Origin of the sequence: Stenotrophomonas sp. (genome assembly GCF_032099025.1) — a bacterium.
GTDB lineage: Bacteria > Pseudomonadota > Gammaproteobacteria > Xanthomonadales > Xanthomonadaceae > Stenotrophomonas.
On record NZ_DAMCID010000011.1, the window covers coordinates 130,423 to 152,313 of the forward strand.

Consider the following 21,891-nt stretch of genomic DNA (forward strand, 5'->3'; position numbering starts at 1 on the left):
CTGCAACAGCAACGCCAACAGCGGATACGGAAGTTCGATTACGTCTGCCGTGAATGACGCATTGGCGCAGGCCGGGGTCCCCTGATTCGACGTTCCTGATCGTTCGTGGCCGTGCGCCCGACCTGGTCGGGCGTACCCTTCGTGCCCACTCAGGGCCGTTCGTCCTCACCCGCGTGGCGGAACCGCGGGGAGGAAGTGCATGGATATGGCGGCAACTGCCTTGGGAAACCTCCGCGCAGCTCCTGAAATGTTGCCGAAAGTTGGTTGCTCCAACCCTCGAATACCTAAGGAAGTGAGAAGCCTGTCGTTTTCAACCTTGACCAGACAGCCCTTCGATTCATACCTTGCCGGCACTCGTCGCCGCCCAGCCGGAAAGCTGCGCACGTCGACTCAAACGCCCATCTCAATCAACGAGCAGTTCCCCTCCAGGAAGGAGCACCGGAATGTCCCGTTTCGTGCAGCACACCCGGCGCCAGCGCGCACTCGTGGCTCTCATCGCCCTCTCGTCCGCCCCACTTGCCCATGCGCAGGAGGTGGAGAAGAAATGGGAGACCATCGCAGCCTTCGGCCAGACGCTCACCACCGAGCGCCAGGCCCAGCAGGCCATCGAGAACAACTTCTCCCCGTTCGAGGAAGCGGGTCCTATCACTTGGCACGTTGCCGGTTCCAAGGTGGGAAAGGATAAGGTCTCTTACGACTACCAGATAAAGCCCGCCAAGCTGGTGATCACGGACTGGGAGTACACGTTCAAGAGCCAGGCGTATGCCACCGAGCAGGCGGTCGTCGCCGCCATCAAGGCGGACAGGGTTTCGGCGCCGGGTTGCCCAGCCACCGAGGTCATTCCCGGCCCGTGGTCCGGTATCCCCGGCGGCGGCGACGGCGATGGAGCAGATGGCAGCAACACCGGCGAGTCTGCAAGCTACGCGACACCGTACTACATGGCCAATCCCGCAACAGGTGGCTGCGATCCGGTTCAAGGGAGCGTCTCACTGTCGCGTCACCGCACCGTACAGTGCCCCAATACCATGCTGATGGCCTGGCGACCAGAATTGAACGCCTGCGGCATGGAGCCGATGCAGGAACAAGCGGCGCAGATGCTGCTCAACTACTCCAGCACGCCGCTCACCCAGCAATGCCCGGTAGGCAATCCCTGCGAGCCGACCACCGGCAACAAGACGCAAGCCGAGCCTGACCTGGACCTGGGCTGGATCCAGTTTGTGCGCCACTTCAACTCCATGACCTCCGCACCCGCGGGGGGCTTCGGGCCCAACTGGACCCACTCGCACAACATCCGCCTCGCCATCGGCGTGGACAGCGGCGGATTCCCGCCCAGCAACACGCTGCTGGTGGGCATGGTGGATATTGACGGCACGCATACCGCGTTCAACCAGGTCGGCACCAGCTATGAAGCCATCAATGGCAGCGGTGATCGCCTCGTTCAGCAGGGCACCACGTGGACGCTCTACCACGCCGACGAGGTAATGATGTTCGATGCCGACGGCCGCCTGCAACAGCGTGCCCGCGAAGACGGCACCACCCTGGCATACCTCTACGATCCGCGCGGCCGCCTGCTGTCCATTACCCATTCCAGCGGGCGTGCCTTGTTGTTCCACTACGAAGTGGCAGGCGACGAAGCCCTGGTCAGTGCGCTTTCTGTGGGCGGCCAGTTGGTCGCCAGCTACACCTACAACGCCAATGGCCAGGTAGCCAGCGTGGCATACGCCGGCGCGTCGTCCCGCGTGTACCACTACGAAAACACCAAATTCCCGCGCTACCTCACCGGCATCACTGCGGAAGACTCGCGCCGCTATAGCTGGTACGACTACGATTCCAAGGGCCGCGCCATCTGCAGCCGTCACTCGGGCGACTGCACTCAGGCCGATGTGGGCATCGACGGCACGCGGCTGGTCTACACGCCGGCCGGCACCACCATCGTCACCGACGCCCTTGGTCATGTCACCACCTACGGCCTCAGTGGCACGGCTGGCGAAGGCTATCCGCGCAAGGTGACCGGCCTGACCGACACCGAAGGCGCCGTGAGCCGTACCTACTATCCGGCCGCGCAGGACTTCCGTCGCAGGCTCAACACCGTCACAGACCGCCGTGGCATCCAGACCAAGTACGTGTATGGCACCGGTACCGACACGGTAAGCGGGCAACCGGTGAGCGTGCAGACTGCCACCGAGGCTGTTGGCCTGCCCGAACAGCGCGTCATCGAAACCCAGACCGTCGTGGCCAGCAACCGTGTGGCGCTCAGCCGCATTGGCAACCGCGAGACGCACATTACCCGTAACGCACGCCTGCAGCCGGCCACCATCGCCGTACGCGACACCACTACCAATCAAGTACGTACCACCACGCTGAGCTACTGCGAGGCGGCCGATGTGACTGCTGGCGGTACCTGCCCGGTGCTGGGCCTGCTCAAGCAGGTGGACGGTCCACGCACCGACGTGAGCGACGTGGTGACCTACAGCTACTACGCCGCCGACGATGCCGGATGCGCGACTGGCAGCACGGGCACCTGCAACTTCCGCAAGGGCGATCTGCTCAGCGTGAGCAACGCGCTGGCCCAGACCGTGCAGACGCTTGCCTACGACACCGTCGGCCGCCCGCTGTCGGTCGTGGACAGCAACGGCGTCATCACCGATTACACCTACCATCCGCGCGGCTGGCCCACCTCGGTCAGCGTGCGCGGCGATACGCCGGCCAGTAACCGCACCACCCAGATCAGTTACTGGCCCACCGGGCAGGTGCAGGAAGTCACCGAGCCCGACGGCAGCACGGTCACCTACGTCTACGATGCTGCCCAGCGCCTCACCGACATTGCCGACAGCGCGGGCAATACCGTCCACTACAGCCTGGACAACGCCGGCAACCGCCTCAAGGAGGATACGGTAGACACCGCCGGCACGCTGCGCCGCACGCTGGCCCGTATCTACAACACGCTGGGCCAGCTGACCACGTTGAAGGACGCCGGCAATCACGCCACCGCCTTCACCTACGACGCAGAGGGCAACCCGGCCAGCGTGACCGACGCCTTGCAGCGGGTGACCACCCAGCAGCACGACCCGCTGAATCGCCTCGCGCGCAACCTGCAGGACGTAGGCGGCATCGAGGCCGAGATCAAATCCAGCTACAACGCGCTGGACCAGGTCACCCAGGTCACCGACCCCAAGGGCCTGCACACCAGCTATGCCTACAATGGCTTCGGCGACCTCACCGGGCAGGCCAGCCCGGACAGCGGCGGTACCGGCTTCACCGTGGATGCGGCGGGCAACCGCAAGACCCGCACCGATGCACGTGGCATCACGGCCACCTACTATTACGACGCGCTCAACCGCCTGACCGGCGTCGCCTACCCCGACCCGAATCTAGGCATCGGTTACACCTATGACACGGCCCCGGCCGCATGCGCAGCGAGCGAGCGCTTCGCCAAAGGTCGCTTGGCGCAGGTGCTGCACGCAGGCGGCAGCACGGCTTACTGCTACGACCGCTTCGGGCAGGTCACCCGCAAAGTGCAGACCGTCAACGGCGTGAGCAGCACCCTGCGTTACGCCTATACGGCGGGTGGGCGCCTCGCGCAGCTGACCTACCCGGATGGCAGCATTGCCGACTACGTGCGTGACAGCCTCGGCCGCATCAGCCAGATCAGTCTGACCCGCCCGGGGCAGACGCGCCAGCTGGTGGTGAGCAACGTCACCCACGCACCCTTCGGCCCGGCGACGGGCTGGACGTACGGCAACGGCCGGCAGTTGCAGCGCCCGGTGGACACCGACTACCGCCCGCAGGCGGTGCATGACCCCGCCGCCGGTGGCTTGTCGCTGGGCTTCGGCTACGACCCGGTGGGCAGCATCACCGAGTTGAAGAGCGGTACCGGCGCAACCGTAGAGGCCAAATATGCCTACGACGCGCTGGGTCGCCTAACCCAGACCCAGGACGGCCCCACCAGCACGCCGATCGAGACCTACGGCTACGACGCCACCGGCAACCGCACCTCGCTGACCACCGCCAGCGGCACCGCAAACTACATCTACCCGGCTGACAGCCATCGCCTGCTGGCGGTAGACGGGGAGGCACGCAACCACGATGCGGCAGGCAACACCCTCAGCATCGGCGGCAAGGAGTACGTCTACAACGACGCCAACCGCATGAGCCAGGTGAAGCAGGCCGGTGCGGTCTTGGAGGCCTACACCTACAACCACCGTGGCGAGCGGGTGCTGCGCGCGCCGACGACGGGCGACGCGCAGGTCACGCTATATGACGAGGCCGGCCAGTGGCTGGGCAACTACAGCGCCAGCGGCTCACCGGTGCAGCAGGCGATCTGGCTGGACAATTATCCGATCGCGCTGATCAGCGCGGCAACCACCGGCGTACCGGAGCTGGCTTACATCCAGCCAGATCACCTGGGCACACCGCGCGTAGTGATTGATCCGGCGCGTGACGTCGCAATCTGGGAGTGGAGCAACAAGAGCGAAGTGTTCGGCAACCAGGCGCCGAGCGTGGACCCTGATGGTGATGGGGCAGCGTTTGAGCTGGCGCTGCGGTTCCCGGGTCAGCAGGCGACCGCTCCAAGTGGGCTGTTCTATAACTATCAAAGGGAGTATGACCAGTCCGTAGGGCGCTACTCGCAGAGTGACCCGATCGGACTGCGCGGAGGGATCAATAGTTACGGGTACGTTGCGGCAAACCCGCTGTTTGCAACTGATGCGCTGGGGTTGGAAACCTGCTTGCTGACAACAGTGGCTACAGGAAATATAAGAGATCACGCAGCCGTGTTCTCGTCTCAGGGTGACGGACAGGGCGGGCCAATTCTGTATGATCCTGCCGGCAGCTACGGCGAGTCAAATGGTGGCGGTAGCAGCGGCATTGTTACAGGGGAGGCTGCGAGCATGAGCCAGTTCATTAAGTTCCACTCGCCACAGAAGGTTGAGAAGAACTGCAAGGGTACGACTCGCGCAGAGGAAGAGAGCATAATTGATAAGGCAAGCACCCTTCCTTCTGCTGGTCCATTTCAATGCTCTATGATGGCCTCGTCCGCACTTCAGGGTCAGCCTTCATTTCCACACGTTGAAGCTGGGACATTCTGGCCTGGAAATCTACGAAAGCAGGTAAGGAAAGAGCCATGAAAGAGCTTTCTGTGGATCTCGCCCTGTACTTACTCGGTGGGGTTGGCCTACTGGCAATCGGAATAATTCCTTTTCGAGTGGTGCAGATGGTGCGTAGCGGGTTCATCTTCGCTAAACGGAAGGGGTCCTCGCGATACTTGAGCTTGCTGATTGCAGTAGCTCTACTTGCACTTTTGTGTCTGGACGCGTTCGTGTTCGCGCGGGTTGCCCACTGCCTGACTTCTGTGCATTGCGGCCCCGGCGTTGCTTCGGGTTGGCTGGCTGTGGCATTGCTGGGTGCCGCATACATTTTCATGGAGCTTGTAGCTCTATTGGCTAGTCTCATGTGGCGTCACGCCGCGTCTCGCTGACGCAGCTGGGTCCATCTTCGTCGGCTAAGTTCCAAGGTTCCTGGGTTGAGGTAAGTATGCGTAACCACTCTGTTCTCATTCTTATCGCGCTTCTATGTTCTTCGTGCGCTGAAGGTCAACGGGGGGCTTCAGCGAATCCACTGGAAGATGAGCAAATCGAATGCGCCAAGCCCGCTCGTCTGAAGATAGAGCCATGGGGAAAGGGCGGCGCATCAAAGGCGTGCGAAATCGCTGACGGGCCTTTTGTAGCTGCAGAGGATGGATACATTCATTTGCGGGGGCAGTTCGAGTCTGGACAAAAGACTGGGGTATGGCGGTGGTATGACCGAAATGGAGTGGTGACAAGGACGATTGACTACTCGGAGCACGCTCCCAACGCGGAATGACGAGACGGTCCATCTTTTTGGCTTTGCTGTGGCATGGCTTTCCCGCAGGCCCGCAAAGAATGGTTCGCCAAGGTGTCCGTCTGATAGTGTCCGGATCAACGAAGATGATGGAGGGCTAGTCATGGTCACTTCGAGGTCTATGACTGGGCTTTTGAACTCGGCAGCCACGGCGGAGAGTGCTCTTGTGCATGGAAGAGCTGTCTGAGAACGGGTTGCCTGGTGCAGAATGAAGTTCAGTTGAATTGCTTTAATCCACCGGTTTAGCGCCAGAGATCGGAGCCATTCTTGACGACCACCGTGGCGAGCGGGTGCTGCGCGCGCCGACGGCAGGTGACGCGCAGCTCACTCTGTATGACGAGGCCGGCCAGTGGCTGGGCAACTACGCCGCTACCGGCGCACCGCTGCAGCAGGCGATCTGGCTGGACAACTATCCGGTGGCGCTGCTCAACACCGCGGCCACTGGTGTGCCGGAGCTGTCCTACATCCAGTCCGATCACCTGGGCACCCCGCGCGTGGTCATCGACCCGGTGCGTGACGTGGCGATCTGGGAGTGGAGCAACAAGAGCGAGGTGTTCGGGAACCAGATCCCGAGCAGCGATCCGGATGGGGATGGAGTGGCATTCGATCTGGCGCTGCGGTTCCCTGGGTAGCAGGCGACCGATGCAAGTGGGATGTTCTACAACTACCAGCGGGACTATGATCCGGTGGCGGGTCGGTATTCGCAGAGTGATCCCATAGGTCTGATTGGCGGGCTGAATACCTATGGCTACGTGTCGGGAAATCCAGTTGATCGGATTGATCCTTGGGGCTTGAAAGACTACAGCGCTTGCGAGACGCGAGCGATCCTTGATGAGGCGAAACAAGACATGTCTGCTCCGTTGCCGCAGCGAACAGCCAACGCACTCAGTAATCACGGGGGATTTGGCAAGTTTGATTTCAAGATGAATCAGTCGAACAGCACTTTTGTGGCGCCATTGGTCGGGAAGCTATCTGCTGCTGAGTTTGGCAACTTCATAGCCGGCTATTCTGGAATTCACTACGGTGGCCGTACAGGTCTAGCGTTGGTGATCGCTGGTGGCATCTATTTCGACGCTACAGATGCGATGGGCGGGAGCGGAAAGTTCGATTTTGATGCGGACAGCCTTAAGGATATTCACAATGGTGCAGTCATCGCCAATATGGAAGTCAATGGCTCGCCGATCGCATTGTGCGGGTGCCCGAAATGATGAGTGCTACTGTCGCGTTGATATCACTGGCAGGCGTTGCGACCGTCGTGGGAGTGTTTGCCTCCCGACCATGGTTGCGACAGGTGGCCGTTGCCTTCTTGGCTTCTATAGCCATTTTTACGGTCGTCTTCACTATGAACGACATGCGAGCGCATGGCTCTGAAGCCAAGGGAGCGGGGCGCTCGCCAGACTTTATTGCTGGAATGGTAGAGAGGGATCAAAAGACCATTCCTCGCCGCGCCGTCATCTTCTTCAGCGTGGTTGGCTTGGCTCTGCTTGCGTCATCCGGAACGAGAGGAAAGCGGTGATCTCGGTGTATGGCAGCATTTTCCGGACACGTCCGCGTCGCGCTTGGGGACCTTGCTTCTGTTGTAGCCCGCTTCCCCGAAGCCGCGTTTCAAGGTGAGTGGCGTGAAAGCTGGAGCGGACATCCACGATTTTGAGAGCACGGCAATACGTAACCCGGGAATGCACGAGATCTACCAGGTTGCTGCCTGCAAAACGATCAGCATCGGCTGTGTTTGTTTTGGGTCTCGTTCGAGCTTCAGGCCGTCCGCGTGCGGCCCTCCGTTCAGGCCTGCGGGTTCGTGCTTCACGCTGCATTCCGGGACCGGCGGGCATCGTGCCGGTCGTGCCGATCCAAGCAGGTGATCCACATGGCGGCAGCAAGCTGCTCCAAATGCACCGCCCAGTGCTGTCGATTGACCGTCGTGCTGGATGCATCCTCCGGGCACATTCCACCGCATCTCACCACCACGCTGTCAGACGGCGTGCGCGTGATGGCCAAGGCAGCGGATGGCTGGTGCGTGGCGCTGGATCGCGTCAACAGGAACTGTGGGATCTACGACAGCCGCCCGACGGTGTGCCGTAAGTTTGTGATGGGCGGAGCGTATTGCAGGGCCATCTTCACCGACCGCGGTGCCGAGGCTGCCTCCGAACCGCGCTAGGTGCCGGCTCGCAGGTGAGGTCGAGGCGCTTGCGTTCAGGCAATCTTGATACCGGCCCGGCTCCCAGCCTGCCATCATGTAGGCGGAACCTTACGCCTGTTGCGTGGGTCAGATGGACGCCATGAACCTGCCACCCCCCATGCCCGGACTCGACGCCCCTCCTTCCTCCTCCACCGCTGTGGACCACGACCGGCTGCATGACGGCTTCCGTGCCCTGCGCGACGGCCTGTCGGCCGAGATCGTCGGCCAGGCGGAACTGGTCGAGCGCCTGCTGACCGCATTGCTGGCCGATGGCCACCTGCTGGTCGAGGGCGCGCCGGGCCTGGCCAAGACCACGGCCATCCGCGCCCTGGCGGCGCGGCTGGAAGCAGACTTCTCGCGTGTGCAGTTCACCCCCGACCTGCTGCCGTCCGACCTGACCGGTACCGAGATCTGGCGCCAGCAGGAAGGGCGCTTCGAGTTCGTGCCCGGCCCGATCTTCCATCCCATCCTGCTCGCCGACGAGATCAACCGTGCCCCGGCCAAGGTGCAATCGGCACTGCTGGAGGCGATGGGCGAACGCCAGGTCACCGTGGGGCGACACACCTACGCGCTGCCACCGCTGTTCCTGGTGATGGCCACCCAGAATCCGATCGAACAGGAAGGAACCTTCCCGCTGCCCGAAGCGCAGCTGGACCGGTTCCTGATGCACGTGCGCATCGGCTATCCCGATTCGGACGCCGAGGCGGAGATCCTGCGCCTGGCCCGCGAACGCGCCCGCGATGCGCTGGGCACGGCCGCGCCGGCGCCAACGCGGATGCCGCTGGACGACGTGTTCGCCGCGCGCAAGGCGGTGTTGTCGCTGCACATGGCCCCGGCGCTGGAGCGCTACCTGATCGAACTGGTGCTGGCCACGCGCGACCCGGCCCGCTACGACCCGGCCCTGGCACGACGCATAGCCTGGGGCGCCAGCCCGCGTGGCTCGATTGCATTGGAACGCTGCGCCCGGGCGCGCGCCTGGCTTGCCGGCCGCGACTTCGTCACGCCCGACGATGTCCGCAGCGTGGCCCCTGACGTGCTGCGCCACCGCGTGCTGCCCAGCTACGAAGCCACTGCCGAAGGCTGGGATGGTGAGCGGCTGGTGGCCGAACTGATTGCCCGCGTACCGGTGCCCTGAGTCGTCGATGACGTCTCCTGATGACAATGGCGCGGCGGCGCTGCTTGGCCATGGCGTGCAGCCCAGCCTGGCCGAGCTGGTCGCGCTGCGGCGCAGTGCACACCGGCTGGCGCCGGCCCGACGCGGTCGCATGGCGCACGCCGGGCAGGCGCCTTCGCCGATGCGTGGGCGTGGCATGGAGTATGCCGAGTCGCGCGAATACGTGGCCGGTGACGATGCGCGCCACATCGACTGGCGCGTGACCGCACGCACCGGTCGTGCGCACACCAAACTGTTCCAGGCCGAGCGCGAGCGGCTCACGCTGCTGGTGGCCGACACCGACCCGGTGCTCTATTTCGGTACCCGGGTCCGCTTCAAATCGGTCCAGGCCGCGCGGGTGGGCGCCGTGGCGGCCTGGCTGGCGCAGCGCCAAGGCGACCGCCTGGCCGCGCTGCGCGGCAGTCGCAATGAAGCGCCACTCAGCCCGGCGGGCGGCACCCGCGGCGTGCTGCGCGTGCTGGACGCGTTGACCCGCTGGTATGCCGCGCCGCCGCCCGACGATGCCGGCTTGGACCACGCCCTGCAGCAGGCGGCCCGCCTGCTGCGGCCCGGCGCACGCGTCGTGGTGCTGGCCGATCCTGCACGTGCGGCCGCCATCGACGCGGCCCGATGGTCGGCATTGGCGCTGCACCATGAAGTACAGCTGATGCTGTTCGTCGACCCGCTTGAGCTGGAGCCGCCCGACGCGCTGCTGCCGTTCCTGTCGCAGGGGCGACGGGTGGTGCTGGACCTGGACAGCCCCACCGTACGCCAGCACTGGCATGACCGCTTCGTTGCCCCGCTGGACGCACTGCAGCAGACCCTTGGCGCGCGCCGCGTGCAGGTGCACGTGGTCAGCAGCGACGATGCCAGCGATGGGTGGCTCGGTCCGTTGCCGTCGGCGGTGGTCGCATGAGTGCCGCCACCTCGCTGCCGCTGCGCGACGTGCATCTGCCGGCCGTGCCATCGTGGTGGCCGCTGCCCCTGGGCTGGTGGGCCGTGCTCGGCGTGGTGGTGTTGTGTGCGGCCATTGGATGGGCGTGGCACGCGCATCGCCGTCGCCAGTACCGGCGTTGGTCGGGCATCTTCGACACCGCACTGGCCGCCGCCGCAACACCGGTTGAAGAAGTGGCCGCGATCGCCGAACTGCTGCGCCGCGCCGCACGCCAGCGCCAGCCGGGCGCCGAACTGCTGCAGGGCCAGGCGTGGCTCGAGTTCCTGGATGCGCCGGGCAGCCGCGCGTTTTCCGATGGCGAGGGTCGGCTGCTGCTCGATGGCGGGTATCGTCGCGCCCTCGACGCTGAGTCCGTACAGCGCCTGCGGCCGCTGGCGCGCGAGCGCTTCCTGCACCTCACGCTCGGGCGCGCGGCATGATGGCCGTGGCACTCCCCACCTGGCTGCCCTGGTTCGATGCCCTGGCCTGGCCGTGGGCGCTGCTGGCGCTGCCGCTGCCCCTGCTGATGCACCTGTTGCCTGCACGCGCGGGTACGGCCCCGGCACTGCGCGTGCCCTACGCCGCTGAACCGCTGGCCTCGCTTGGTACGGCGGGTGCGGCGGTGGCCCTCCGCGCCGGACGACTGCTGCTGTGGCTGGCCTGGATCAGCCTGTGCATCGCGCTGGCGCGACCGCAGCAGCTGGGCGAGCCGGTCACGCCGCCCCAGCAGGGTCGGCAGATGATGCTGGCCGTTGATGTATCCGGCAGCATGAGCGAGACCGACATGATGCTCGGCAACCAGGTGGTGCAGCGCCTGTCCGCCGCCAAGGCGGTCCTGGCCGACTTCCTGGATCGGCGTGTCGGCGATCGGGTCGGCCTGCTGATCTTCGGCGAGCGCGCCTACACACTGACCCCGATCACCGGCGACCTGACCACGGTGCGCAACCAGCTCAACGACAGCGAGGTCGGCCTGGCCGGCCGCGATACCGCGATCGGCGACGCCATTGCGCTGGCGGTCAAACGCCTGCGCGAACAGCCCGAGGGCCAGCGCGTCCTGATCCTGCTCACCGACGGGGTGAGCAATGCCGGCGTGCTGCAGCCACTGCGCGCGGCCGAGCTGGCCCAGGCCGAAGGCGTCCGTGTGTACACCGTGGCCTTTGGCGGCGATGGCAGCTACCGGCTGTTCGGCATGCAGATCCCTGGCGGCGACGACCCGGTGGATGAAGCGACGTTGCGCCGGATCGCCGACCTCACCGGTGGGCGTTCGTTCCGGGCGCGCAACACCGATGAGCTGGCCGGCATCTACGCCGAGCTGGAACGCCTGGAGCCGGTCGCCGCGGCAGGCGCCGCCGTGCGCCCGCGGATCGAACGCTATGCCTGGCCCCTGGCGCTGGCCATGTTGTTTGGCGGCCTGGCGTGGTTGCTGCCGAGGCGCTGGGCATGAACCTGTCGCTCGCTGCCGTGCATTTCGCCCGACCGGAGGCGCTCTGGGCGCTGCTGGCGCTGCCGCTGATCGCACTGCTGTGGCGCTGGCGGCGTCGGCGCAGCAGCGTCTGGCGGCAGAACGTGGACGCACACCTGCTGCCGCACCTGCTGGTGGCCGGCAATGGCCGGGGCCGTGGCTGGGCTGGCCTGTTCCTGCTGCTGGGCGGGTGGGTACTGGCGGTGCTGGCGCTGGCCGGGCCCGGATGGCGCCAGCTGGCCCAGCCGCTCTGGCAGTCGCCGGCACCGCTGGTGGCGGTTCTGGACCTGTCCTCGCGGGTGACCGCGACCGATCTTCCGCCGTCGCGCCTGCTTCAGGCACGGGCCAAGCTGGCCACCCTGCTGCGTGAGCGCAAGGGCGGCGAGCTGGCCCTGCTGGTGTATGCCGACGATGCCTTCACCGTGGCACCGTTGACCCAGGACCATGCCAACGTCGCGCTCTACCTGGACGCGCTGGCGCCGGAGGTGATGCCGCGCGACGGCCAGCGTGCCGACCGGGCGATCGAGGCGGCGGTGTTGCTGCTGCAGCAGTCCGGTGCCAAAGGCGGCGATATCCTGCTGCTCACCGACCAGGCCGATGACGCCGCTCGCGCAGCAGCAGCGGCGGCGGCGGCGCAGAACATGCAGGTGTCCGTGCTCGGCCTGGGCAGCCAGGCCGGTGCCGCCTATCGCGCCGGCGATGGCCAGATCGCCCGGGCGCAGCTGGATCCAGACAGCCTGCGCGCACTGGCCGATGCCGGTGGCGGTCGCTATGCAGGTATCGCCGACGATGATTCGGATCTGCGGGGCCTGGGCGTGCTGACCCCGCGCAGCGGCACCGGCACCGGCGAGAGCCGGCAGGGGCAGGGCATGGCGTGGCGCGATGAAGGCTTCTGGCTGCTGCCGCCGTTGATGCTGCTGTCGCTGTGGGCCTTCCGGCGGCGCGGACTGACCGCGCTGGCCGTGCTCTGCGTGATGCTGCCCTTGGCCGCACCGGTCCCGGCGCAGGCCGCGGAGCGCTCCTGGTGGCAGCGCGATGACCAGCGTGACCAGGCCACCCAGTCCGGTGGCGTGGAGGCCTACCGCCGTGGCGATTTCCAGTCGGCGCAACGCCGGTTTGAGAACGTGCACGACGCCGAAGGCCGCTACAACCTGGGGAATGCGCTGGCCCGCCAGGGTCAATACGACGCGGCCATCGCCGCCTACGACGAAGCGCTGAAGCTTCGCCCGGGCATGCCCGATGCAGTCGCCAACCGCGCTGCGGTGGACGCGGCGCGCAAGCGCACGCCACCGCCGGGCGCGGGCCAACAGCAGCAGTCGCAGCAGCAGTCGCAGCCGCCATCGAAGCAGCCATCCCAACAGAATCCCCCGCAGCAGGGCGAGCAGGGCCAGCCGCAGCAAGGGAAGGGCCCGCCACCGCAGCAACGGGATCCCGGCAAGCCCGATCCAGCCGAGCAGGCCCGTGCCGACGCCGCTCAGCGGCAGCAGATGCGCGAGGCGTTGCAGCGACAGCAGGGCGAGGCAGGAAAATCGCCGGCGCAGCGCCGCGAGGCCACCGAAACGCCCCAGCAGCGCGAACAGCGCCAGGCGGTCGAGGCGTGGATGCGGCGGGTCCCGGACGATCCTGGCAGCCTGTTGCGCAGCAAGTTCCAGCTGGAAAACGAACGCAGGAAACGGGAAGGAAAATGAACGCAGCGATCTCCACGCGACGTTGGTGGCGCGCCTGCGTCTGGCTGCTGCTGGGCGTGAGCGGCGTGTCCAACGCGCAGACCCGGGCCTGGCTGGACCGCGATGCGATCAGCGACACCGACACCGTCACCCTCACCATCGAGACCGATGCCGGCGCGCCGGACTATGCGCCGCTCCAGGCCGACTTCGAGCTGAGTGGGCAGACCAGCAGCCGGCAGGTGCAGTGGAGCCAGGGCGCGATGAGCGCGCGCTCGCGTTACGGCATCGTGCTCAGCCCCCGGCGCAGCGGCGTGCTGACCGTTCCCGCGCTGCAGGTGGGCGCGATGCGCACCACGGCCCTGCCGTTGACGGTGTCCGCCAGCACGTCGGCCTCGGCTGCCGTACCGGGCAACGCCACCGCGTTCGTCGAGACCGAGGTGGACGATGCCAATCCCTATGTGCAGCAGAGCGTGGGCGTGGTGGTGCGGCTGTACTACGCCTCGCAGCTGCTGTCCGGCGAACTGGGCCTGGATACGCCGGAGGGGGCCTCGCTCCAGCGCGTCGGCGAGGACCGCAGCCTGGTCCGCGAGGTCAACGGGCGCCGCTACAACCTGGTGGAGCGCCGCTACCTGCTGATTCCCGAGCGCAGCGGCCCCTTGCTGCTTGCAGGCGCGCGCTTCAACGGGCGCAGCGTCGGCGGCTTCTTTGACGACATGTTCGGGGGGGATGGGCGGCTGCGCGCCAACGCGCCGGACCGTACCCTGCAGGTGCGTGCGCAGCCCGATGCGGCGCCGCAGCCGTGGCTGCCGCTGCATGACCTGCGCCTGCGCTATACGGCGGCGCCGACCCGCGCCCGTGCCGGCGAGGCGGCCACGGTGGTGGTCGAGGCGGTGGCCGACGGCGCCACCCGCGCGCAGTTCCCGGAGCTGCCGTCCCTGGACGTGGGCCCGGGCGCGCAGGTGTTCGCCGAGCCGGCGCAGTACGACGAGACCTTCAACGGCAGCACGCCGCGGCTGACCCTGACCCGGCGCTATTCGGTGGTGCCGCGGCAGGCAGGCACCCTGGTGATACCCGGCCCGCGCATGGCCTGGTGGGACGTGAAGGCAGGACAGCCGCGCACGGCGACACTGCCCGACCTGACCCTGGCGGTCGTCGCCGGGGTCCCCGGCAGCACCCCGGCGCCCGTCGCCGTCGACACCACGGCGGCACTGCCCGGGACCCGGCAGACCCCGTCCGATGCGGTCGCTGTCACCGCCGTGCATGGCCGTCCCTGGGGTTGGATCGCCGCTGCGGCCGGGTTCGCCGTGCTGTGGCTGCTCACCCTGATCTGGGGCTGGCGACGTCGCCGCAGGGGCGCGCCGGCCGCCACGGCGGGCACCGCGACCCCGCTGCCGGCGGCGCCGTCGCGCGCGGACCTGCGGCGCGCGCTGGACACCGGCGGGCTGGACGAGATCGTGTCCCTCCTCGGTGCGATGGGCGGCGTACGCGGCCTGGATGCGCTGCTCGCGCGCCTGGCCGACGAGGCACAGCGCGACGCGTTGCGGGCCATGCAGGCGGCCCGCTGGAGCCGCGACGGGGGCGATGTGGCGCCGGCCCGCCAGGCGCTGCGCCGGGCCTTCCATGACGGACCACACTGGCGCCCGGTGGCCGGCACGGAGAAGACTGGGCTCGAACCGCTGTATCCCCCGGGCCGCTGAGGCCCACGCCGGGCCTGGGTCCGGCTTTGCTAAGCTGATCGATCTTCAAAGGAACACCGCCCATGACTGAGGCCGCAACCCCCCGGCAGAAGCTGCCATTGCATTGGAAAATGGCCATCGGCTTCGGGCTCGGTCTGATCCTTGGCCTGATCGTGCACGCCGTCGGGGGCAGCATCCCGTGGTTGCCCGATGCCGCCCGTGCGGTGATGACCTACCTGACCACGCCGCTCTCCGGCCTGTTCCTCAACCTGATCTTCATGCTGATCGTGCCGCTGATCTTCTCGGCGCTGGTGATGGGCGTGTCCGAAATGGGCGACATCCGCTCGCTCGGCCGGATCGGCTGGAAGACCCTGGCCTACACCGTGCTGCTGTCGGGCATCGCGGTGGGCCTGGGCCTGCTGCTGGTCAACCTGCTCAAGCCCGGCGTAGGCGTGGACCCGGCCATGGCCGCGCAGCTGCTGCACGAAAACGTCGAACGCAGCCGCGAGATCGTGGCCAACATCGGCGAGCAGCCCAAGGGCATGGACATGCTCCTGTCGATCGTGCCCAGCAATGTGCTGGCGGCGGCCTCGAGCAATGGCGCGATCCTGTCGCTGATGTTCTTCGCGCTGATGTTCGGCATCGGCATGGTGCTCTCGCCCGACGAGAAGACCGCGCCGCTGCGCAAGGTGATTGAAGGGGTGTTCGAGGTCTCGATGACCCTGATCAACCTGGTCATCCGCCTGGCGCCGTACGCCGTGGCCTGCTTCATGTTCAACCTGGCGGCGATCTTCGGCTTCGACCTGCTGGTGCGCCTGGGCGCCTACGTGGGTGTGGTGGTCCTGGCGCTGGGCCTGCACATGGTGGTGACCTACGGCGCGGCGGTGTGGCTGTCCGGGCGTTCGCCGATCGCGTTCTTCCGCGATACCCAGGAGGCCACCGTGATGGCCTTCTCCACCGCGTCCAGCAACGCCACGCTGCCCACCGCGCTGCGCGTGGCCGACCAGATGGGGCTGCCGCAGAAGGTATCGCGCTTCGTCCTGACCGTGGGCGCCACCGCCAACCAGAACGGCACCGCGTTGTTCGAAGGCGTGACGGTAATCTTCCTTGCGCAGTTCTTCGGCGTGGACCTGAGCATCACCCAGCAGCTGATGGTGATGGCGGTCTGCATCCTGGGTGGCATCGGTACCGCCGGCGTGCCGTCGGGTTCGCTGCCGGTGGTGGCGATGATCTGCGCCATGGTCGGGGTCGACCCGATGGGCATCGGCCTGATCCTGGGCGTGAACCACTTCCTCGACATGTGCCGTACCGCACTCAATGTCACAGGCGATCTTGCCCTGACCACCCTGGTGGCGAAGGGTGAGAGTGATGAAAGTCACATTCCTGGACCTGTCGCTTCCCGCGATTGAATGCGCAATCGATGCCATGGATACTGACCCCGCGCATGGAAGGCGCCGGGGTTGGCGTCGTGCGGGGAAAGGAGCAAGTCAATGAGGAAGATGTACCTGATCGTGGCCGTACTGGGCATGCTGGCGTTTGACGTCAGCGCGAAATCGGACTGCGCGAACTACCAGGTGGAAGGCAGCTATCTGGCCGGCCGCCGGTTCAGCAACTGGGACGTGGTCCCGGTAAGCGCGGACGTGGCCTACAAGCGCATCAAGGTCGAGGCGGTGACGTCGGGCCTGTCGGTGAAGTCGGAAGACAAGGAAGCGGGGCTGCTGATGTTCGAGCAGACCGTGTCCGGCGGCAAAGGCAGCCAGATCACGCTTCCCTGGAACGTGGTGATCTCGCCGGAAGGCAAGACCTCGTCCAAGGTCAAGATCGTCAAGACCACCCCGTCGGGCTACATGACCGGCGAAAAGTTCCAGCGCGAATCCATGTGCGCGGTGATCAACGCGGCCACCGGCGAAAGCTGATCGGCCATGTTGGACCCGAAACGCCCCGCCCAGCGGGGCGTTTTTTTGTTTCTGAAGCGGACAGGGTTTGTTTACAAATGTGAAGGTTGGGCGCGATTCGTCGGGTGGCACAGCCCCCTTCTGAAAAGGGGGCGCGCCGACAGGCGCGGGGATAGGAGGCATGCCCGGGGGCCCGCGTTTCGCCTGGCGAAACGTGGGCAGATGTTGTTGCAGCGCAAGCGCGTGAGCGCTGGAGCTGCGACAATATCTAGCCCGCAGCTCCGCGGGAGCCTCCCGACCCGACAGAACCATGACGCAGCCTACCCGCCGCCAGTTGGCCAACGCCATCCGCTTCCTTGCCGCTGATGCGGTCGAAACCGCCAAGTCCGGGCATCCCGGCATGCCGATGGGCATGGCCGATATCGCCGAAGTCCTCTGGAACGATTATCTCCGTCACAACCCGAACAACCCGAAGTGGTTCAACCGCGACCGCTTCGTGCTGTCCAATGGCCACGGCTCGATGCTGCAGTACGCGCTGCTGCACCTGAGCGGTTATGACCTGCCGTTGGAGCAGCTCAAGCAGTTCCGCCAGCTGGGCAGCAAGACCGCCGGCCACCCGGAACACCATGAAACCCCCGGGGTGGAAACCACCACCGGTCCGCTCGGCCAGGGCCTGGCCAATGCGGTCGGCTTCGCGCTGGCGGAAAAGCTGCTGGCCCAGCGCTACAACCGCCCCGAGCACGCGATCGTCGACCACCGCACCTGGGTATTCCTGGGCGACGGCTGCCTGATGGAGGGCGTGTCCCACGAAGCCGCCTCGCTGGCCGGCACCTGGGGCCTGGGCAAGCTGGTCTGCTTCTGGGATGACAACCACATCTCCATCGACGGCAACACCGCCGGCTGGTTCACCGACAACACCCCCGAGCGTTTCGAGGCCTATGGCTGGAACGTGGTGCGCGGCGTCGATGGCCACGATCCGGAGAGCATCAAGGCCGCCATCGACAGCGCGCTGGCGCAGTCGGACAAGCCCAGCCTGATCTGCTGCCGCACCACGATCGGTTTCGGTTCGCCGGGCAAGGCCGGCAAGGAATCCAGCCACGGCGCGCCGCTGGGCAAGGATGAGCTGGAAGCCACCCGCAAGCAGCTGGGCTGGAACTACGGTCCGTTCGAGATTCCGGAAGAGATCTACGCCGGCTGGCGTGCGGGCGGTACGGGCACGCTGCGCCAGGCCGAATGGGAGCAGCAGTTCGACAAGTACGCGGCGCAGTTCCCGGCCGAAGCCGACGAGCTGACCCGCCGTTCGCACGGCGAGCTGCCGGCCGACTTCATCGCCAAGGCCGACGCGTACATCGCGCAGGTGCAGGCCGATGGCCAGACCATCGCGTCGCGCAAGGCGTCGCAGCTGGCGATCGAGGCGTTCGCGCCGCTGCTGCCGGAGCTGGTGGGCGGTTCGGCCGATCTGGCGCACTCGAACCTGACGCTGTGGAAGGCGAGCAAGTCGGTCGCCACTGACGATCCGAACGCGAACTACGTGTACTACGGCGTGCGCGAGTTCGGCATGACCGCCATCGCCAACGGCCTGGCCCTGCACGGTGGTTTCATCCCGTTCGACGCGACCTTCCTGGTGTTCAGCGATTACGCGCGCAACGGCGTGCGCATGAGCGCGCTGATCCCGGCCCACGCGATCCACGTCTACACCCATGACTCGATCGGTCTGGGCGAAGACGGCCCGACCCACCAGCCGGTGGAGCACCTGGCGTCGCTGCGCTACATCCCGAACAACGATGTGTGGCGCCCGTGCGATGCGGTCGAATCGGCCGTCAGCTGGAAGTCGGCGATCACCCGCCAGGACGGTCCAAGCTGCCTGGTGTTCAGCCGCCAGAACCTGCCGCACCAGCCGCGCAGCGCCGGGCAGGTCGCGCAGATCGCGCGCGGCGGCTACGTGCTGGCCGACGCCGAAGGCGGCACGCCGGACGTGATCCTGATCGGTACGGGTTCGGAAGTGGGCCTGGCCGTGGCGGCGAAGGCGGAGCTTGATGCGGCGGGGATCAAGACCCGCGTGGTCTCGATGCCGTCCACCGACGTCTTCGAACGCCAGGACGCGGCCTACCGCGAGTCGGTGCTGCCGAACGCCGTGCGCAACCGCGTGGCAGTGGAAGCCGGTGTCACCGGTTTCTGGCGCCAGTACGTGGGCCTGGACGGCGCCGTCATCGGCATCGACACCTTCGGTGCCTCGGCACCGGCCGAAGCGCTGTACAAGCACTTCGGCATCACCACCGACCACGTGGTGGCTGCAGCCAAGGCACAGCTGGCGAACTGATCGCCACCGCGTGATGCAACACCAACGGCGCTTCCCGCAATGGAAGCGCCTTTTTTTATGTGGTGTGGGATGGTTTTTCGGGTTGCATGCGTTCGCGTGGCGCCGCGCTTCGCCCGGCTTCATGCATGTGGGCGAACAGCCCTTGGCTTGATGCATGACCTGAGCTGGGCCGGCGGGTGTGGGTTGGCGGGACACGCCGTGAATCCGTCCATGGAGGCTTGTAGAAAACTTGCTCGTGTACGCAATCCTGCGTACACGGCAAGGCCTGGGTTGGGCGTCCTGCCCAACCCGCCCGGCGCATGCGCCGAGCCCATGTTTTCTACAGTCCCGCCAACCCACCCCCGCCGTCCCTTGATAGTTTGCAGGTGGCCACGGAACAAGCTAAAGCGAGCATGCATATCGCCGGTCGGGTCGGTTCCCAAACGACTGCCGTGGACTCCTCAACGCCCGGTAACGCGCGACATTCGGCGAGAACGCGAGGGCCGGCCAACGGCCGGCGCTACCGCTCTTTCCATGCCGACCCAGCTCAGAACACGCCTCAGCCAAAGGCTGTTCGCCCCAATGCATGAAGCTGCCGGGCGCAGCCCGGCACTCCAGCATCGCCTGCAAGCAGGATGCGCCTTACGCCGTCCGCGCCAACCCCAACCGCACCAACCGCGCTTCGATACGCTCGCCGAACGTTGTCGGTGCCTCCAGCCCCATGCGCTGCAGGTACACCACATCGCCGTCGCCTGCGGGCTGGGTCAACGCGGAAAGTACTGTGCGCAGCTTCGCGCCGCGGGTCTGGGTGTTCTGCTTGAGCCAGCCCAGCGCCTTGACCAGGTGCTGCTCCACGTCGGTGAAGTCGCTGCCCAGCGGGTAGTCGGGCAGGGCGCCCGACTGGCGGAACGACGCCAGCGACGCGCTTACCGCGCGCGCGGTATTGCGGCGCGCCCAGTGCTCGGGCGGCACGAAATCGGTGGCCAGCTTCTTCGACGATGTCGCGGTCTGCAGCAGCTGGGGCTGGAACGCCGCGTCGGTGATGCCCGCCATGCCGATCACGCAGTCCTCGTCTGTGAGGTTGCGCAGGTCGGCGATGCCGTATTCGTTGATGTAGATATCGCGCAGATGGCGCGGAATGGTGGTGTGGCCGTAGTTCCAGCGCACGTTCGACTGCAGCGCGCCCTTGTCCTCGCGCACCGCCCGGAACATCAGCGCGCTGCGCGCCTCCGGCAGCGCGTGCGCCATCGCCACGAAGTTGTACTGCCCGCCCACCCCGGACACCACGCGGCCATCTTCCAGCGCATCGGAGACCGCCGCGCCCAGCGCCGTGGCCATCATGCAGGAATTGAAGAATCGCGCATGCCGGCGCTGCAGCCGCTCCAGTGTTTCGTTGCCGCCGTACAACTGGTTGATCTCGCTGATGCGACGCATGCCGATCGCACGGCGCTCGTCCTCCGGCAGCTCGCGCAGCCATTGGTAGAACTCCGGCGAACCCAAATAGAACGCCCCATGCAGGTACTCGCCTTCCGCATCGAGCGTGGCGTGGTCGATGGTCAGCGTGCTGCCGCTCTCGATCCGCTCCATCAGCGCCAGGTCATCGTGCACCTTGCGCCGGATCACACCCGTCTGCACCAGCCGGCGGAAGCCCTCGTTGAGCATCTCGCTGCACCCGTACAGGCCGATCTCGAACGGCTCCAGCCCGCCGCATTCCAGCACCGTTGGATGGCTGGCCAACGTCGGGTCCAGTGCGTGCAGGATCTGCCGGTAGCGCGCGTTGTCGGTATGGCGGAGCACCAGTGCGTGGCTGATCGCATCGGCGAGCGTGCCGATGCCGATCTGCAGCGTGCCGCCGTCGCGCACCAGCGCACTGGCATACAGACCGATGGCGTAGTCGGCATCGCTGACCGGCTGGCGCGGCAACCCGAACAGGTCCGGGTAGGGGCCGGGCGGCGTGATGACCAGATCGAAGAACGACACGTCCACCGTCGCCGTGCCGCCGAGGTAGGGCAGGTTCGGGTCGATTTCGGCGATCAGCAGCGGGCGCGGCAGCCCGCGCGCGGTCATGGCATCCAGCGTGTCCTGGGTGATGTCGTTGTTGCACGACAGCGACAGGCGGCGGTCGTCGGGACGCATCGCCACCTTCTGAACGATCGCATTGGGCGCGCGCTGCGCCACCGCGTCGGCGGCATGGGTGTAGTTGAGGCTGGTGTAGCCCCGCTGCGCCTGCGACGAACCCAGCAGCGCGCCGGACTGCATGTAGAACTCTTCCACCTGCACGTGGGCAGGCAGGCGGTCGCGCGCCACCGCATCGGCATAGGCCAGGCGCGGGAAGTCCGCACCGAAATGGCGTTCGGCAAACGGTGCCATGAAACGCCCTTCAAGCCCGCCGGGCGCGGGGCGGGGCGGGTTCAACGACAGCGCCGTGTACAACTGCAATGGCCGCGACGGGTCATTCTCCACCCGCGCATACAGCGCGTTGAGGAGCCGGTGCGGCTTGCCCAGCGCCAAGGGCGCGCCAATGCGCAACGGGCCGTCGACCCGCTGCAGCAGCCAGTCGATCGCCGCGTCGAGGTCGGTGAGGTGCTCGGTCATCCAGCGCCATCCTGCAGATTCATTCGCACCATTACAGCATTTCCGTCTTGAACAGACCGCGACGCGACCGTTCCCTGCTGGACACCATGAGCGCGCGCTCTCCGCGCGGGTGCCCTGTATGCGACAGGGCGTGCGATGCATCGGATGCGCCGAC

At 66.5% G+C, this 21,891-nt stretch carries 13 protein-coding genes and 1 pseudogene; 13 read left to right on the forward strand and 1 reads right to left on the reverse strand.

Features of this window, described 5'->3' with window-relative positions:
• Positions 1-443 precede the first annotated feature (443 nt).
• The 13 genes and pseudogenes from RT456_RS10090 (at position 444) to tkt (ending at position 19,163) form a co-directional block, all read left to right on the forward strand.
• Complete coding sequence (locus RT456_RS10090) at positions 444-5,126, forward strand: RHS repeat-associated core domain-containing protein (protein WP_313345913.1); 4,683 nt, start codon at positions 444-446, stop codon at positions 5,124-5,126.
• On the forward strand, positions 5,123-5,476 hold the full coding sequence (locus tag RT456_RS10095) for a hypothetical protein (RefSeq protein ID WP_313345915.1): 354 nt from the start codon (positions 5,123-5,125) through the stop codon (positions 5,474-5,476). The genes RT456_RS10090 and RT456_RS10095 overlap by 4 nt, the downstream gene beginning before the upstream one ends.
• Positions 5,477-6,140: 664 nt before the next feature.
• A pseudogene (locus RT456_RS10100) lies at positions 6,141-6,677 on the forward strand (RHS repeat-associated core domain-containing protein); the annotation flags it as partial.
• Positions 6,678-7,744: 1,067 nt separating this feature from the next.
• Positions 7,745-8,035 carry a YkgJ family cysteine cluster protein gene (locus RT456_RS10105; RefSeq protein ID WP_313345917.1) on the forward strand — a complete coding sequence of 97 codons (291 nt, stop codon included), beginning with the start codon at positions 7,745-7,747 and terminating at the stop codon, positions 8,033-8,035.
• Between the two features lie 139 nt (positions 8,036-8,174).
• Entirely contained in the window at positions 8,175-9,191 is a 1,017-nt protein-coding gene (locus tag RT456_RS10110) for a MoxR family ATPase (protein WP_313345975.1), read from the forward strand.
• A gap of 7 nt (positions 9,192-9,198) precedes the next feature.
• Positions 9,199-10,125 carry a DUF58 domain-containing protein gene (locus RT456_RS10115; RefSeq protein ID WP_313345920.1) on the forward strand — a complete coding sequence of 309 codons (927 nt, stop codon included), beginning with the start codon at positions 9,199-9,201 and terminating at the stop codon, positions 10,123-10,125.
• Positions 10,122-10,583 carry a DUF4381 domain-containing protein gene (locus tag RT456_RS10120; protein ID WP_313345923.1) on the forward strand — a complete coding sequence of 154 codons (462 nt, stop codon included), beginning with the start codon at positions 10,122-10,124 and terminating at the stop codon, positions 10,581-10,583. The genes RT456_RS10115 and RT456_RS10120 overlap by 4 nt, the downstream gene beginning before the upstream one ends.
• Positions 10,583-11,587 (forward strand): VWA domain-containing protein, encoded by a 1,005-nt coding sequence (locus RT456_RS10125; protein WP_313345926.1) that lies wholly within the window; start codon positions 10,583-10,585, stop codon positions 11,585-11,587. The genes RT456_RS10120 and RT456_RS10125 overlap by 1 nt, the downstream gene beginning before the upstream one ends.
• Positions 11,584-13,293, forward strand: a complete 1,710-nt coding sequence (locus RT456_RS10130; RefSeq protein WP_313345929.1) for a VWA domain-containing protein — start codon at positions 11,584-11,586, stop codon at positions 13,291-13,293. The genes RT456_RS10125 and RT456_RS10130 overlap by 4 nt, the downstream gene beginning before the upstream one ends.
• The gene (locus RT456_RS10135; protein ID WP_313345932.1) at positions 13,290-14,969 is read left to right on the forward strand and encodes a BatD family protein; all 1,680 of its coding nucleotides are present in this window, start codon (positions 13,290-13,292) and stop codon (positions 14,967-14,969) included. The genes RT456_RS10130 and RT456_RS10135 overlap by 4 nt, the downstream gene beginning before the upstream one ends.
• Positions 14,970-15,031: 62 nt before the next feature.
• Entirely contained in the window at positions 15,032-16,357 is a 1,326-nt protein-coding gene (locus tag RT456_RS10140; RefSeq protein WP_313345934.1) for a dicarboxylate/amino acid:cation symporter, read from the forward strand.
• 81 nt (positions 16,358-16,438) lie between these two features.
• Positions 16,439-16,864: a hypothetical protein gene (locus RT456_RS10145; protein ID WP_313345936.1), complete on the forward strand. Its 426-nt coding sequence runs from the start codon at positions 16,439-16,441 to the stop codon at positions 16,862-16,864.
• A gap of 289 nt (positions 16,865-17,153) precedes the next feature.
• Positions 17,154-19,163 carry a transketolase gene (tkt, locus tag RT456_RS10150; RefSeq protein WP_313345938.1) on the forward strand — a complete coding sequence of 670 codons (2,010 nt, stop codon included), beginning with the start codon at positions 17,154-17,156 and terminating at the stop codon, positions 19,161-19,163.
• Between the two features lie 621 nt (positions 19,164-19,784).
• On the opposite strand, the gene RT456_RS10155 is transcribed toward tkt, so the two are convergent.
• Positions 19,785-21,737 (reverse strand): acetyl-CoA hydrolase/transferase C-terminal domain-containing protein, encoded by a 1,953-nt coding sequence (locus RT456_RS10155; protein WP_313345940.1) that lies wholly within the window; start codon positions 21,735-21,737, stop codon positions 19,785-19,787.
• Between the last annotated feature and the right edge of the window lie 154 nt (positions 21,738-21,891).

Excerpts from the sequence above, each read along its gene's own strand:
- RT456_RS10155 (WP_313345940.1), bottom strand. The coding sequence starts at position 21,737 with ATGACCGAGCACCTCACCGACCTCGACGCGGCGATCGACTGGCTGCTG.
- RT456_RS10105 (WP_313345917.1), top strand. The coding sequence starts at position 7,745 with ATGGCGGCAGCAAGCTGCTCCAAATGCACCGCCCAGTGCTGTCGATTG.
- RT456_RS10130 (WP_313345929.1), top strand. The coding sequence starts at position 11,584 with ATGAACCTGTCGCTCGCTGCCGTGCATTTCGCCCGACCGGAGGCGCTC.
- RT456_RS10115 (WP_313345920.1), top strand. The coding sequence starts at position 9,199 with ATGACGTCTCCTGATGACAATGGCGCGGCGGCGCTGCTTGGCCATGGC.
- RT456_RS10140 (WP_313345934.1), top strand. The coding sequence starts at position 15,032 with ATGACTGAGGCCGCAACCCCCCGGCAGAAGCTGCCATTGCATTGGAAA.
- RT456_RS10135 (WP_313345932.1), top strand. The coding sequence starts at position 13,290 with ATGAACGCAGCGATCTCCACGCGACGTTGGTGGCGCGCCTGCGTCTGG.
- RT456_RS10125 (WP_313345926.1), top strand. The coding sequence starts at position 10,583 with ATGGCCGTGGCACTCCCCACCTGGCTGCCCTGGTTCGATGCCCTGGCC.
- tkt (WP_313345938.1), top strand. The coding sequence starts at position 17,154 with ATGACGCAGCCTACCCGCCGCCAGTTGGCCAACGCCATCCGCTTCCTT.
- RT456_RS10110 (WP_313345975.1), top strand. The coding sequence starts at position 8,175 with ATGCCCGGACTCGACGCCCCTCCTTCCTCCTCCACCGCTGTGGACCAC.
- RT456_RS10145 (WP_313345936.1), top strand. The coding sequence starts at position 16,439 with ATGAGGAAGATGTACCTGATCGTGGCCGTACTGGGCATGCTGGCGTTT.
- RT456_RS10120 (WP_313345923.1), top strand. The coding sequence starts at position 10,122 with ATGAGTGCCGCCACCTCGCTGCCGCTGCGCGACGTGCATCTGCCGGCC.
- RT456_RS10090 (WP_313345913.1), top strand. The coding sequence starts at position 444 with ATGTCCCGTTTCGTGCAGCACACCCGGCGCCAGCGCGCACTCGTGGCT.
- RT456_RS10095 (WP_313345915.1), top strand. The coding sequence starts at position 5,123 with ATGAAAGAGCTTTCTGTGGATCTCGCCCTGTACTTACTCGGTGGGGTT.